We start from the raw sequence: 12,661 nt of genomic DNA on the forward strand, positions 1-12,661 counted from the left end.
GAGCGGCTCACGGTATATTGAGGACACCATGGGACGCATTTTCGAGACACGCAAGGCGACGATGTTCGCCCGCTGGAACAAGATGGCGAAGGTCTTCACGCGCATCACGAAGGACATCGTGATCGCGGTGAAGGCGGGCGGGCCGAACATCGAATCGAACCCCGCGCTGCGCCGGGCCGTGCAGAACGCCCGCGCGGCGAACATGCCGAAGACCAACGTGGACGCCGCCATCAAGCGCGCCAGTGGTCAGGACCAGGCCGACTACCAGATCCTCCTGTACGAAGGCTTCGCGCCGCACGGCGTGGGCATCCTGGTGGAGGCGGCCACGGACAACGTCACGCGCACCGTGGCCAACGTCCGCTTCCCCTTCACCAAGCTGGGCGGGAGCATGGGCACGGCGGGCAGCGTGTCCCGCCTCTTCGAGCACATGGGCGCCATCCGCCTGGACGCCGAGGGCGTGAACCAGGAGGAGCTGGAGCTGGAGCTCATCGACCACGGCCTGGAGGAGATGGGCGAGACGACCGGCGAGAAGGGCGAGAAGCAGCTGCTCCTGCGCTGCAAGTTCGCGGACTTCGGCAAGCTCATGTCAGCGATTGAGGCCAAGGGCATCGCGACCGTGTCCACGCAATCCGAGTACATCCCCCTGCCCGGCACCCTGAAGGAGCTGCCCGAGGAGCAGGCCACGGAGGTGCTCAAGCTGGTGGACATGCTGGAGCAGGACGACGACGTGCAGCACGTGTTCCACAACCTCGCCTGAAGCCACGGCATCCGGTCCCCGTGCGGCACTCGCCGGGGGCCGGTGCCACGCCCGCGCGGCGTCAGAGCTGCTGAAGCTCCGCCGAGGAGATCCATGGCCGACGAGGGTGACGGGCAGGACCTGCGGGACACGGTGAAGCGGTTGGAGGCGACGGTCGCGGCCCTGGAGACGCGGCTCGCGAGCCTGGAGGCCCGGGGGGCACCGCGCCACGTGGCCGCGCCCTCGGCCGCCCCTGTCACGCCCCCGGTGGCCGCGCCCGAGCAGCGGGACCTGGAGGCGCATGTCGGCACCTACTGGTTGAGCCGCCTGGGCATCGTGGCGCTCATCATCGGCATCGCGTACCTCATCACGTACCACTTCGGGGAGCTGGGGGTGCTGGCGCGCGTGGGCGCGGGCTACCTGCTCAGCGCGGGACTGGGCGCGTTCGGGCTGTGGCTGGCGCGGCGGCACCCGTTGTTCGGGCGCATCGTCTTCGGCGGCGGTCTGGCGCTCGCGTACTTCGTCACCTACGCGCTGCACTTCATCCCGGCGGTGCGGGTCATCGACAGCGAGGTGCTCGCGCTGGTGCTGCTGGCGGGGTTCGTGGTGGCCATCGTCACCATCGCGCACCGGATGCAGTCGGAGACGGTGGCGGGCATCGCGCTGTTCCTGGGGCTGCACACGGGGATGCTCAGCGACATCACCGCGTTCACGCTGCTGTCCACGACGATGCTCGCGGCGGGCGCGCTGTTCTTCCTGGTGCGAAACCGCTGGGTCATCGTGCCCCTGTCCAGCCTGGTGGCGGTGTACAGCACGCACGTCGTCTGGGCGGTGCGCACGGGCCACATGGCGCCGGGTGCGCCCGAGGATGACCGGCTCCTGTTGAGCCTGGGCTTCCTCGCGCTCTACTTCCTGCTGTTCTCCGTGGCGCTGCTCGTGCGCCCGCGCGACCTGCCCGTGCGCGCGAGCCTCGCGTTCACCCTGCTCAACTGGGTGGGCCTGACGTCGCTGGGCGCGTACGAGGTCTCCCAGGAGCAGGACTCGCACCTCTTCGGTTTCCTCCTCGCCGTCGCGCTGGCGCACGGCGCGGGGGCGGTCGTGTCGAGGCTCCAGCGTGCCCCCGCGGCGCTGACGCATGCGTACCTGGCGCTGACGGCGGTGACGCTCGCGCTGGCCATGCCCGCCCGCTACGACGACGTCGCGCTGGTGGCGGCCTGGACGGTGACGGGGCTGGTCGCGGGCCTGGCCGCGCGCGGGGTGGAGTCCCCGGTGCTGCGGGGCGTGGGCGTGCTCATCCTCTACGTGGCGCTGGGCGCGTGTGAATGGGAGACGCCGGGACGCCTGACGTTGCTCACCGGGCTGGTGGTGGCGTTCGTGCTGGTGGAGCGCGGCGGGACGGTGCGCGTCGCCGGCCTGCCCGAGCCCAAGGCCCGGACGCTCTTCACCGCCATCTGCGCGACGGGCGCGGGGCTGTCACTGGTGGCGCTGGTGGGCGCGAGGATGCCAGACGGGCTCGTCACGCTGGGTTGGGTCATCGCCGCCTTCCTCCTCTTCGGCGTGGGCTTCGCGGTGCGCGAGCGCTGGTACCGGCTGGCCGCGTTGGCGGTGCTGGGGCTCGCCCTGGGGCGGCTGGTGCTGGTGGACGTGGCGAAGCTGCCGCCGGATCAGCGCGTACTCACGTTCATCCTCTTGGGCGTCATGCTGCTGCTCGTCTCATACACATACACGCGGCTGCGCGACCGGCGCGGGTGAAGACAGCGTCCCCTGACGGGCGCGGCCTCAGATGTCGGTCTCCTGCCGCTCCGTCACCCGATACTCCTGCCGGTAGGCCTTGCCCCCGCGCTCGAAGGTCTCCACCACGGTGACGCCGTCCTCGGAGAGGACGAGGCGATAGTTCGTGTCCGCCGTGGGCGTCGTCACTCCGTAGCTTCCGAAGGGAAGCCGGAAGACCACGCGCGGGGGGCGGTCCGGACAACAGGCCGTGAGCAGCGAGGAGGCCAGGGCGCTCGTCAGCATGCCCGCGAGCACGATGCCCAGCTTCCTCATGGCTGCCTCTGGAGGCTGAGGTTCCGGTAGAGCTCTCCCGTGCCTTCCGTCGGCTCGGCCTCGAAGAGCGTGGCCCTCGCGAAATCACCGGTCGCTCCCGCCTCCGGCCGCACGGCCCACACGTTGTAGACGGCACCAATGGGGCCCGTGCCCTGCGCGGGGATGATGGAAACACCGTTCGCGGTGGCTGACACGAGCCGCACCCGGATGCCTTCGGCTTCATCATTTAGCGGATCACACACCCCACCCTGGAGCTTCGCGCCCGCGAACAGGGGCCAGCCCAGCGCGAGTCCCGCGCAGAAGAGTGCCGTCGAGGCGACCTTGCGACGATGCGAGGAAGGAATTGGCATGGATGGGAGCCTGACCCAACCCCCACGCGAAGCACCAGTGACCCCGGGGACAAGCTAGCCTTCGCGCATCCCTGCTCCAGGAGCCCGCATGCGCCTCGCCTACCGCCGACAGAGCACCCTGCACCGGGGCTGCACGCTGAGCTGGTTCGTGGAGGGAGACGGTCCTCCGGTGGTGATGATCCAGGGGGTCGGCGTTGGCGCCGCGGGGTGGCGTCCGCAGGTGGAGGGCCTGGCCTCCCACTTCCGGTGTCTCTGCCTGGACAACCGGGGCTTCGGCGCCAGCCAGCCGCCAGGCGACGCGCTCACGGTGGAGATGATGGCCGACGACGTGCTTGCCTTGATGGACGCGCAGGGCTGGGAGAGCGCGCACGTCATGGGGCACTCGCTGGGCGGGCTGGTGGCGCTGTACCTCGCGCACCAGGCACGCGAGCGGGTGCGCAGCCTCGCGCTGCTGTGCACGTTCGCGACGGGCGCGGTGCCCACCCGCCTCACACCGGGCCTGCTGCTCATGGGATTGCGGACCCAGGTCGGTACGCGGCGCATGCGGCGCCACGCCTTCCTCCGCATGGTGCTGGCGCCCGAGGAGCTGGCCCACGCCGACAAGGACGCGCTGGCGGAGCAGCTCGCGGAGCTGTTCGACCATGACCTCGCGGATCAGCCGCCCGTGGCGATGCGCCAGTTCCGGGCCATGCGGAGCGCGGACGCGACCCCGCTCCTCCAGGGGCTGGCGGGCCTGCCGACCCTGGTCGTGAGCGCCACGCACGATCCCATCGCGCCCCCCACCGCCGGGCAGGCCCTGGCGGCGGGAATCCCTGGCGCCCGCTTCGTGGAGATTCCCCATGCCTCGCACGGCGTGCCCCTGCGCTTCCCGGACCGCGTCAACGCGCTCCTGAAGGAGCACCTGGACGCCGCGGAGGGTGGGAAGGCGCCGGACGCGCCGTTCGCCTAAGCTTCCACCGTCCTCCCCGCCGCGTTTCAAAGCCCCCATGAGCCAAGACGTCACGCCCCCTGTCTCCGAGAAACACGGTCCGCTTGGACCGCTCGCGCTGTCCCTGTCCGGTGGGGGTTACCGCGCGGCGGCGTTCCACCTGGGGACGCTGCGCTTCCTCGACACCGTTGGACTTCTGTCCGATGTCGTGGGCCTGTCCACGGTGTCCGGCGGCACGCTCACGGGACTGGCGTGGGTGGTGAGCCAGCTGGACGGCAAGCCGTTCAAGGCGTTTCACGAGACGTTCTCCGCGTACCTGCTGCGGACGAACGTGATTGCGGAGGCCCTGACCGGACTGACCTCCAACCGCGACCACGGCAGCCATGCGTGGGCCAGCCTCATCCGGTCCGCCGCGGACGTCTACGCGCGGCCCGAGTTCCTGGGCGACCGGCGCTTCGGTGAGGTCCTGGACGCGGGTGGGCTTCACTTCCAGGAGGCCATCTTCAACACCACCGAGTTCCACACCGGCCTGGACTTCCGCTTCCGGCGCAGCAACAACCCGCTCACCGTCCTGGGCAACAACGGCTACCGGATGCCGCGCCCGGTGGCCAGCCACGTCCGGCTGGCGGACATCGCCGCCGCGTCGTCGTGCTTTCCGGGCGGCTTCGAACCGCTGGTGTTCCCGCAGCAGTTCCACTGGCCCCAGGGCTATCCGCTCGACACCGCGCTGGCGGCCCTGGGCCCGGGCTTCCAGAGCGGCCTGCCGCTGATGGATGGCGGCATCTACGACAACCAGGGCATCGACAGCCTGCTGCTCGCGTTCAACAAGACGGAGCCGCCGCCCACGCTGGTCATCTCCGACGTCAGCGTGCAGAACCCGGAGATGTACAACGTCCCGGAGAACCCGACGAAGCGTGGCTGGGTGACGCTGAACGGCGTCTCCTGGTTGGCCTACGGCCTCTTCTTCCTCACCCTGCTCTCCGCCGCCATCCTCGCGTGGCGCGGGTTCGAGACCGCTCGCGAGGGCAACTGGGAGCCCAGGGACTATTTCCTCTACCTCATCCCCGGCGTGTTGACGGCGTCGGTGGCGACGGCGCTGGTCTGGGTGCGTGCGCGGCTGGCGGATGTCATCACGCTGGTGAAGCGGCAGATGGACCTGGACGTCTGGCCGTCGTTCAAGAAGCTCACCGTGCCGGAGTTCGCGCAGATGCTGGTGCTCCGCGCGACGTCGCTGCTGGCGCTGACGTCCAAGGTGTTCATGAAGCGGGTGCGGGGACTCGTGTTCGGTCAGGTGTATGGGGATTCGCGGTTCAAGGACCGGCGCATCTCCAACCTCATCTCCGCGCTCACGGTGGACCGGCCCAACCTGTTCGCGAAGCACCCGTGGCTCAAGCCCGGTGCGCACCTGGTGGCCGTGGGCACGCAGGCCTGTCAGATGCCCACCACGCTCTGGTTCACGGACGCGGGCCAGTTCACCACCGTGGAGAGCGCGGGCGCGGCCACCATCTGCTACGTGCTCCTGCGCCACATCGTGGAGCACCACGCCGGGCAGTACGAAGCGCCGGGCCAGCCGTTGAATGCGCTGTACGAGCGCCTGCGTCAGGAATGGGCGGTGCTCAATCAAGCCGGCGCTCCGTCGCGGGAGCGACAGGCCGTGGCGGCCTAGCATCCCCGGGGCTGGCGGACGCCTCGGGTTTCGCGTGCATTGGGGGATGCCATGAGTAGGATTCCGGCAGCCCCAGCCCGGAGACCCGATGGCCCCCCCCACCGACACGCAGGACCCGTACGAGCGCATCTACCGCGTCTGCGAACAGGTGCCCTCCGGACAGGTGGCCACCTACGGAGACATCGCCACCATCGTCGGCGGGGCCTGTGATGCGCGCACCGTGGGCCATGCGATGGCGGCGCTGGGGTCGCGAGCGGCGGCCGTGCCGTGGCAGCGCATCATCAACCGCACGGGAGGCATCAGCACCTCCGGCCACCGCCAGCGCGAGCTGCTGGAGGCGGAGGGCGTCGCCTTCGACGACGCGGGCCACGTGCGCATGGACGCGCACCACTGGAAGGGCCCGAGCGAGGCCTGGGCCCGCGCTCACGGCTTCAGCGTGTTGCCGCCTCGGGACGCGCCCGCACCCTCTGCGCAGCTCAAGCTCTTCTAGTCCCCACGGGCCGTCCGGGCGGCCGGATGCGAGGGGAAAGCGCTCGGTGGCTCGCCTGCTTTTCAGCGCGGAATAAAGGCGGCAGCCTCAGGTCCTCGCCCACTGCTTGGACCTCCGACGAATGTCCTCTCCCCTGCTCCGCTGGGGCCTCGTGCTCCTGTTCTGTCTGCTGGCCCCCGCCGGGTTCGCGAAGGAAACCAAGGTCCGCAAGGCCAAGGCGAAGGCCCCGCGCCTGGTGCGGATCCACAGCGGCCACCGGCTCCACCGCGACGCGGCGGCGGCCTTCGAGCGCATGGCGGCGGAGGCGCGCACGGCAGGGCAGCCCCTGCTCGTCACCAGCGGGTGGCGTTCGTATCAACAGCAGCGCTTCCTCTGGCGCCGCTACCGCAAGGGCCTGGGGCCCAAGGCCGCGCGGCCGGGCCGCTCCAATCACAACCGGGGGCTCGCGGTGGACCTGGTGGTGGGCAGCAAGGAGGCGTCCCCCGCGTATGAATGGCTCGCGGGCAACGCGTGCCGCTTCGGCTTCCGCCGCACCGTGAAGTCGGAGCCGTGGCACTGGGAGTACCGGCCCAAGAGCACCTCCGCGCCCGAGGACGGTGCGGACTGTCTGGGCCGCCCCCTGGAGGTGGAGCCCACGCCCGCCGTGGCCCGCCAGGACGCGAGCTAGGCCATGTGCGGCGGCAGCTCCACGATGAACCTCGCGCCGTGCCCCGGCTCGCTCTCGACGCGGATGCTTCCGCCGTGGGCCTCGACGATGCGTCGCGTGAGGAAGAGCCCCAGCCCGAGCCCTCCGTAGTTGAGGGAGGCGGCGCGCTCGAAGCGCTCGAAGATGCGCTCCTGGGATTCGAAGGGGATGCCCATGCCGTGGTCCTCGACGGTGAGCCGCGCCCTGCCCGCGTGCTTCGCGACCTCCATCCGGATGGGGCGCCCCGCGCCATACTTCATCGCATTGGTCAGCAGGTTGAGCATCACCTGCTCCATCCGCAGTCGGTCCCAGCGGCCCCAGACCGGCTCCGGGGCCACCAGCTCGAAGTCGCAGCCCGCCTTCTGGAGCGGCTCCGCGACATGGCCCGCCATGTGCCGGGCGACCGTCACCAGGTCAATCTCCTCCATGCGCAGGTCGAGCCGCTTCTCCTGGACGCGTGAGACGTCGAGCAGGTGGTCCGCCAGATTCGACAAGCGTTGGAGCTGATCCTGGAAGACCTCCAGCATCCGCGTCACCCGCTCCGTGGACAGGGGCTGCGCCCCCATGAGCAGCACGGACTCCATCTGCTGGACCCGCAGCCGCATGGACGTCAGCGGGGTCTTCAGCTCATGGGAGGCAATGGACAGGAATTCGTCCCGCGCGCGGATGGACTCCTGCGCCGAGCAGTAGAGCTGCGCATTGTCGATGGCGAACGCCGCCCGGCGCCCGAGCTCCTCCGTCAACGTCAGCTCCTCCGGCGCATACGTGCGCCCCGGTTCGGGAGAGAGCAGATACAGCACGCCCAGGGTGCGGCCTCGCGCCTGGAGGGGCACCCCGAGCGAGGGCCGGTCCTGGAGCGAGCGCAGATCCTCCGTCAGCGCTTCGGGCGCCCACAGGCCCTGTGACGCGTCGGACAGCTCCGATTCTCCCGTGGCCAGCACCCGCGCCGGACCGTGGCGTGCGTCCGGATCCAGCGGGTGATGTCGCAGGAACTCCCGCACGCTCGCGGCACGAGCCGGCGAACGGTCCGCCACCGCCACTGGCCGCAGGCCCACGCCGTCCGTCCGCACGAAGAAGACACACAGCTCCGCCAAGAGCGGCACGGCCAGCTCGGCGACGCGCTGGAGCGTGGTTTCAGGGTCGAGCGAGGCCACCAGCTCGCGGCTCGCCTCGGCCAGGAATCGTTGGGACAGCTCCATCCGCTTGCGCTGGGTGATGTCGGTGGCGATTCCACAGAGCGCGTAGGCCACCCCATTGGTGTCGAGCAGCGGGAACTTCTGCGTGAGGTGGACGTGGATCCCATCGTCGTGCAGGAGCCGCTCCTCCCGCTGCACGGGGACCCGGCTCTGGAAGATGTCCCGGTTGGCCTCGTGCAGCGTCTCCGCGATGTCCCGGGGAAAGACGTCGAAGACCGTCTTGCCGGCGACCTGTTGCCGGGTGCGGTGGAAGAGCCGCTCCCACTCGCGGTTCACGAACAGGAAGCGCGCCTGCGTATCCAGGAGGAAGAACACGGTCGGCGCGTTGTCCAGGATGGCGCGCAGCCGCTGCTCGCTCTCCTGCAACGCCTCCGCTGTCCGCTTCCGCTCGGTCACGTCGGTCAGCACCGCGAGCGAACGGACCATCTGGCCGGAGGCGTCCCGCTCCACGATGGCGGACAAGAGGACGTCGATGACCTCCCCACTCTTCTTCACGAGCTGGTACGGCACGTCCTTGCACGCCCCTGTCTTGTAGTATTCGGGCAGGACGACCTCCCGGGCGTACCGCCGGGACTCTGGCGTGAGGAACTCCACCGACTCCCGCCCGAGCACCTCCTCGCGCTCGTAGCCCAGCGTGCTCAACCAGTAATCGCTGACGCTGATGAGCCGCCCGCGAGGGTCGATGGATTGCATCATCACGGGCGTGCTGGTGTAGAGCGACCGGTACTTCTCGGCGCCCTCGCGCGCCGCGTCCTCGGCCCGCTTGAAATTGGTGACGTCGCTGATGACGGCGACGCCGCCGCGCACCCGGCCGGTCCCGTCGCGAACCGGACTGGCGCTGACGTGCAGCCAGGTCCCCGCCGGCCTCGAGGCATTGCGCAGGAAGACCTCCGCGCGGCTGACGGCCTCGCCCCGGAGGGCGCGGCTCATGGGCAGGCGCTCGGACGGATAGGGCGTGACCTGGTCCGGCAGGTAGAGCCCGTAATGCACCGGCCACCGGCTGACCGGCTCGTCGGTGGGCCCCATGCCCAGGATGAGTTCTCCCTTCGGGTTGAGGAACACCAGCTGCTGGTGCTCATCCGCCACCAGCAGCCCCTCCCCCATGCTGGCAAGCACGGCGTCCAGGAGGCTGCCGTGCCCTGGCGGCGAGGCCCGCTCGGGTGGAGACGCTGGGCTGTCGTGCAGGCGGGCCATGGGACGCGTGAAGGGGGCGGACTCTTCCCTCTTCAACGATGGGGGCTCGCCCGCCCATGTGCCAGACGTCGCCTCCCTCTCCGCGAAGCGGCGGCCGGGCATCCAAGGGCCGCCCTCGGACAGACACTGTCACCCCGCTCTTTTTTCACGGGTTGGACAAGGAATCCCTGCTGGCGACTAGGATTCACGCCCGTGAATCCTTTCATGATGGTGCACCTGACACTCAGCGGAGCGTTCACCATGCTCGCGCTGGTGCATTTCGCCACCTGGGTGGCGGTGCGTTCGCAGCGCGTCCAGCTGTGGCTGGCGTGCGGCTTCCTGGGCTTCGCGGTCATCAGCATCACGGCGGGCATGACCCGCGAAGAGGCGACGGCGACGCTCACGGACACACGCCCGTGGCTGTTGCTGGGAGCGCTCACTTCGATTCCGCTGCCCTACGTCCTGCTGCGTGTCGTCTGGTCGCTGCTGGACCTGCCACTCACTCGCTGGCGGCGGGTGATGCTGGGAGTGGCGGTCGCGCTGGGCGCGGTGCGGGTGCTGGCGGTCGGGGTTTCGCTGTACCCGGCGCCCGTGGAGGGGCTGAGCGCGGAGCGCCTGGCGCAGGAGACCGCGAGCCTGGGGCTGACCCTGTTCTGGCTGCTCGCGGCGGGCGTGGGCGCGACCTGGACCGCCGAAGCGGCGCGGCTGCTGAAGCGGCGGGGAGCGATGGCCGTGGCCGTGCTCACCGCCGCGCTCTGTGCGCTGGCGCTCCTGCTGCGCGAGCTCGCGGTGGACCTCGGGTGGGTGGACGGGTTCCACGTGCTGCCGCTGGTGGGGCTGCCATTCCTCCTGCTGTCGTCCACGGCGCTGGCCATCCTGACGGCGCGCTCGTTGCGCGGCGCGGACCTGGGAACGGGCATCCACCGCTACCGGCGACTCTCACGGCTGGGACGTGGCGGCATGGGCGAGGTGTGGCTCGCGCTCCGGACCGGCCGCGCGGGCTTCCACCGGCTGGTCGTCCTCAAGCGGATGCTGGACGACGAGGCCGGTGAGGAGGCGGAGGCCGCGGAGGTCCGGGTGCGGCGCTTCATTGGCGAGGCGCGCACCTCCGCGCGCCTGCACCACCCGAACATCGTCTCCGTCCACGACCTGGGGCAGGTGGACGGCGCGTGGTTCATCGTCATGGAGTACCTGAGCGGCGTGAACGCGCTGGAACTCGCCCAACGCGCCACGACGGCCGGGGCGCTGCCGCTGGAGGTGATCATCGAGCTCTGTCAGCAGGCGCTGCGCGGGCTGGCCTACGCCCACGAGCAGGGCGTCACGCACCGGGACATCAGCACGGACAACCTGGTCGTCTCCTTCGACGGCGTCGTGAAGGTGGTGGACTTCGGCATCGCCCAGAGGACCGGCGCGCTCCCGGAGCAGCGCACCGGCCGGGCGGCTCCACCCCCCGGCGACGGGCGCCTCACCCAGGAGGGCGGCATCATCGGGAAGCTGGCGTACATGCCTCCCGAACGGATGGAGGGCGCCGAGGCGACCCCCTCCGGAGACCTGTTCGCGTTCGGCTGCGTCCTCTTGGAGCTGCTCACGGGCAATCTGTCGCGGGTGATGCCTCCGGCCCCGGAGCAGGCGAAGGCCGTGGAGCGGGCGGACGCACTCGAAGCCTCACGGGTGCTCCGTGGAGTCCTGGAGGTGGCGCTCCATCCGGACCCGGCTCACCGCTTCGCGAACGCCAATGCCTTTCGCCAGGCGCTGGAGCCGGCGCGCCAGGCGTTGCCAGCGGTGGACCTGGCCGGCTGGCTGCGCTCGCGGTTCCCGGAGCGCTGGGCCCGTGAGCAGCGACTGCTGACACTGAGCGACCCCACTCCCGCGGACGTGGAGGCCTTGCTTCGAAGGCCGCCGCCGTCCGTGGCGGCGACCCAGGTCGCGAACACGCTCGAAATCGATTCGACCACGGAAGTGCTCGCGCCCAGGCCCGCGGCCGGTGACGCGCCCCTGCCGCTTCGACCCAGGCGCTGAGCCTCACTGGAGGGCTTCGCGCAGGGCCGCCTGGAGCGCCTTCCGGTTCTCTGGGAAGCGCTGGTTGGGATAGGGCCGCGCTCCGCTCAGGATGTCTTCGTACTGCTGGTACATGGGGTCGGAGCGTGCGGGCTCCTGCTGATAGAAGGCGCGGTTGGCCTGGAGCAGGTAGCGGGGCCGGGTTCCCTGGGGGGCGTCCGCACTGAAGGCGATGAGGCTGCGCGTTCCGGGGTCCTGCATGAACGACGTGAAGGCGCGGGCGTCCTCCGCGCACGTCCCGGTGCAGTTCGCGTTGAGCACCAGCGCATCCACGAAGACCGCCGGCGCCGAGCCCGCGCCCAGCGGGACCGAGATGACCTCCGGGAGCGGCATGGAGGGCTGTGACTGGAGGATGTAGAAGAGGCGCTCGGTGTAGCCCATGAAGCCGTTGGCCTGCTCCTGGGCGAAGGCCACTTCCGCGACCGTGTTGTCCGCGTAGCTGCCATCCAGGCAAGGATTGACGCCCGCTTCGAGCGAGCAGCTGTCGACGACGTCCGCGAACGCGTTCAGCGTCGGTGCGTCGAGCGGCAGCGAGATGGCGCTCGCGAGCGCATCCCCCGGGTGCGTGTCCGCCCAGGCATCGATGTACGAGGAAGGCAGCGTCCAGCTCCCGTCGAAGTTCGCCGCCAGCGGGCGCTTGCCGGGAGCGGCCTCGCGGAGGATTCGCGCGAGCGAGGCGCTGTCCGTCGCGGACCGGATGTTCGGGGTCCGCGAGTAGACGACGTAGGTGCACAGGTAGGTGGGCACGCCGTAGCTCTCACCGCCGATGCGGACGGCCTCCTCCGCCGCGGAGTGCATGACGCCCGCGTCCAGCGCGACCGGCTGGATCCACTTCTTCTCCGCGAGCGAGCCGAGGATCAGCGTGTCCACCTCCACCACCTGGGCGGCCCCGGCCCCCGTGCCGAGCAGCTGGTTCAGCGTCCCGCCTTCATCCAGGTCATAGACATCCAGGTTGGCGTCGAACACGACGTCCAGGTCGATGTCCGGATGGGCCGCCTCGAAGTCGGACTCCAACCGCTGCTCCAGGCTGGCGAAGCTGTCCCCCGCGGAGTCGGGGATGTATGGGAACAGGACCGCCTTCAGTGGACGCTTGGGAGTGGGGTCGGGATCGGACGACTCCGAGCAGGCGCTCAGGATCAGGACGGCGGGGCAGATCAGGGCTCTCCAACGCATGGCAGTGACCTCTCTGAAGGGATGCCCGTCAATCTACCCAAAGTGGGTATTTCAACGGCGGGCCTCGCGGTTCATAAAGACTCTCATCCGTGGCCTCGGACGCTCGAAAACCGGGGTCTGCCTGCACCCACGCGAACGCCATCAAGGCACCTCTGGCGCG

11 protein-coding genes are annotated in these 12,661 nt (G+C 70.1%); 7 read left to right on the top strand and 4 right to left on the bottom strand.

Features of this window, described 5'->3' with window-relative positions; translation table 11 throughout:
• Nucleotides 1-28: 28 nt before the first annotated feature.
• Both D7W82_RS02300 and D7W82_RS02305 read left to right on the top strand, forming a co-directional pair.
• On the top strand, nt 29-757 hold the full coding sequence (locus D7W82_RS02300) for a YebC/PmpR family DNA-binding transcriptional regulator (RefSeq protein WP_120616750.1): 729 nt from the start codon (nt 29-31) through the stop codon (nt 755-757).
• Between the two features lie 93 nt (nt 758-850).
• Entirely contained in the window at nt 851-2,488 is a 1,638-nt protein-coding gene (locus D7W82_RS02305; RefSeq protein WP_120616751.1) for a DUF2339 domain-containing protein, read from the top strand.
• Between the two features lie 27 nt (nt 2,489-2,515).
• Here D7W82_RS02305 and D7W82_RS02310 read toward each other — a convergent pair whose 3' ends face one another.
• Nucleotides 2,516-2,782, bottom strand: a complete 267-nt coding sequence (locus D7W82_RS02310) for a hypothetical protein (protein ID WP_120616752.1) — start codon at nt 2,780-2,782, stop codon at nt 2,516-2,518.
• Nucleotides 2,779-3,132: a hypothetical protein gene (locus tag D7W82_RS39925; protein WP_147439184.1), complete on the bottom strand. Its 354-nt coding sequence runs from the start codon at nt 3,130-3,132 to the stop codon at nt 2,779-2,781. The genes D7W82_RS02310 and D7W82_RS39925 overlap by 4 nt, the downstream gene beginning before the upstream one ends.
• An 88-nt stretch (nt 3,133-3,220) precedes the next feature.
• Between D7W82_RS39925 and D7W82_RS02320 the strand changes: the two genes are divergently transcribed.
• The 4 genes from D7W82_RS02320 (at nt 3,221) to D7W82_RS02335 (ending at nt 6,883) form a co-directional block, all read left to right on the top strand.
• Nucleotides 3,221-4,081 carry an alpha/beta fold hydrolase gene (locus tag D7W82_RS02320; RefSeq protein ID WP_120616754.1) on the top strand — a complete coding sequence of 287 codons (861 nt, stop codon included), beginning with the start codon at nt 3,221-3,223 and terminating at the stop codon, nt 4,079-4,081.
• Between the two features lie 37 nt (nt 4,082-4,118).
• On the top strand, nt 4,119-5,726 hold the full coding sequence (locus D7W82_RS02325) for a patatin-like phospholipase family protein (RefSeq protein WP_233587246.1): 1,608 nt from the start codon (nt 4,119-4,121) through the stop codon (nt 5,724-5,726).
• Between the two features lie 88 nt (nt 5,727-5,814).
• A complete protein-coding gene (locus tag D7W82_RS02330) occupies nt 5,815-6,216 on the top strand; it encodes an MGMT family protein (protein ID WP_120616755.1) in 402 nt (133 codons plus the stop codon).
• A gap of 121 nt (nt 6,217-6,337) precedes the next feature.
• A complete protein-coding gene (locus D7W82_RS02335) occupies nt 6,338-6,883 on the top strand; it encodes a D-alanyl-D-alanine carboxypeptidase family protein (protein WP_120616756.1) in 546 nt (181 codons plus the stop codon).
• Here the strand turns inward: D7W82_RS02335 and D7W82_RS02340 are convergent.
• Nucleotides 6,880-9,291 (bottom strand): PAS domain S-box protein, encoded by a 2,412-nt coding sequence (locus tag D7W82_RS02340; protein ID WP_233587247.1) that lies wholly within the window; start codon nt 9,289-9,291, stop codon nt 6,880-6,882. The two genes, D7W82_RS02335 and D7W82_RS02340, sit on opposite strands and share 4 nt — an antisense overlap.
• A gap of 192 nt (nt 9,292-9,483) precedes the next feature.
• Here D7W82_RS02340 and D7W82_RS02345 point away from each other — a divergent pair, with 192 nt between their 5' ends.
• A complete protein-coding gene (locus tag D7W82_RS02345) occupies nt 9,484-11,289 on the top strand; it encodes a serine/threonine-protein kinase (RefSeq protein ID WP_233587248.1) in 1,806 nt (601 codons plus the stop codon).
• A 3-nt stretch (nt 11,290-11,292) separates the two neighbouring features.
• Here the strand turns inward: D7W82_RS02345 and D7W82_RS02350 are convergent, their stop codons facing one another.
• On the bottom strand, nt 11,293-12,501 hold the full coding sequence (locus D7W82_RS02350) for an extracellular solute-binding protein (protein ID WP_120616758.1): 1,209 nt from the start codon (nt 12,499-12,501) through the stop codon (nt 11,293-11,295).
• Nucleotides 12,502-12,661: the final 160 nt, after the last annotated feature.

Origin of the sequence: Corallococcus sp. CA049B (assembly GCF_003611685.1) — a bacterium.
GTDB lineage: Bacteria > Myxococcota > Myxococcia > Myxococcales > Myxococcaceae > Corallococcus > Corallococcus coralloides.

What these genes read in the sequence shown, in the direction of transcription:
- D7W82_RS02300 (WP_120616750.1), top strand. Translation starts at nt 29, where the DNA reads ATGGGACGCATTTTCGAGACACGCAAGGCGACGATGTTCGCCCGCTGG.
- D7W82_RS02305 (WP_120616751.1), top strand. Translation starts at nt 851, where the DNA reads ATGGCCGACGAGGGTGACGGGCAGGACCTGCGGGACACGGTGAAGCGG.
- D7W82_RS02310 (WP_120616752.1), bottom strand. Translation starts at nt 2,782, where the DNA reads ATGAGGAAGCTGGGCATCGTGCTCGCGGGCATGCTGACGAGCGCCCTG.
- D7W82_RS39925 (WP_147439184.1), bottom strand. Translation starts at nt 3,132, where the DNA reads ATGCCAATTCCTTCCTCGCATCGTCGCAAGGTCGCCTCGACGGCACTC.
- D7W82_RS02320 (WP_120616754.1), top strand. Translation starts at nt 3,221, where the DNA reads ATGCGCCTCGCCTACCGCCGACAGAGCACCCTGCACCGGGGCTGCACG.
- D7W82_RS02325 (WP_233587246.1), top strand. Translation starts at nt 4,119, where the DNA reads ATGAGCCAAGACGTCACGCCCCCTGTCTCCGAGAAACACGGTCCGCTT.
- D7W82_RS02330 (WP_120616755.1), top strand. Translation starts at nt 5,815, where the DNA reads ATGGCCCCCCCCACCGACACGCAGGACCCGTACGAGCGCATCTACCGC.
- D7W82_RS02335 (WP_120616756.1), top strand. Translation starts at nt 6,338, where the DNA reads ATGTCCTCTCCCCTGCTCCGCTGGGGCCTCGTGCTCCTGTTCTGTCTG.
- D7W82_RS02340 (WP_233587247.1), bottom strand. Translation starts at nt 9,291, where the DNA reads ATGGCCCGCCTGCACGACAGCCCAGCGTCTCCACCCGAGCGGGCCTCG.
- D7W82_RS02350 (WP_120616758.1), bottom strand. Translation starts at nt 12,501, where the DNA reads ATGCGTTGGAGAGCCCTGATCTGCCCCGCCGTCCTGATCCTGAGCGCC.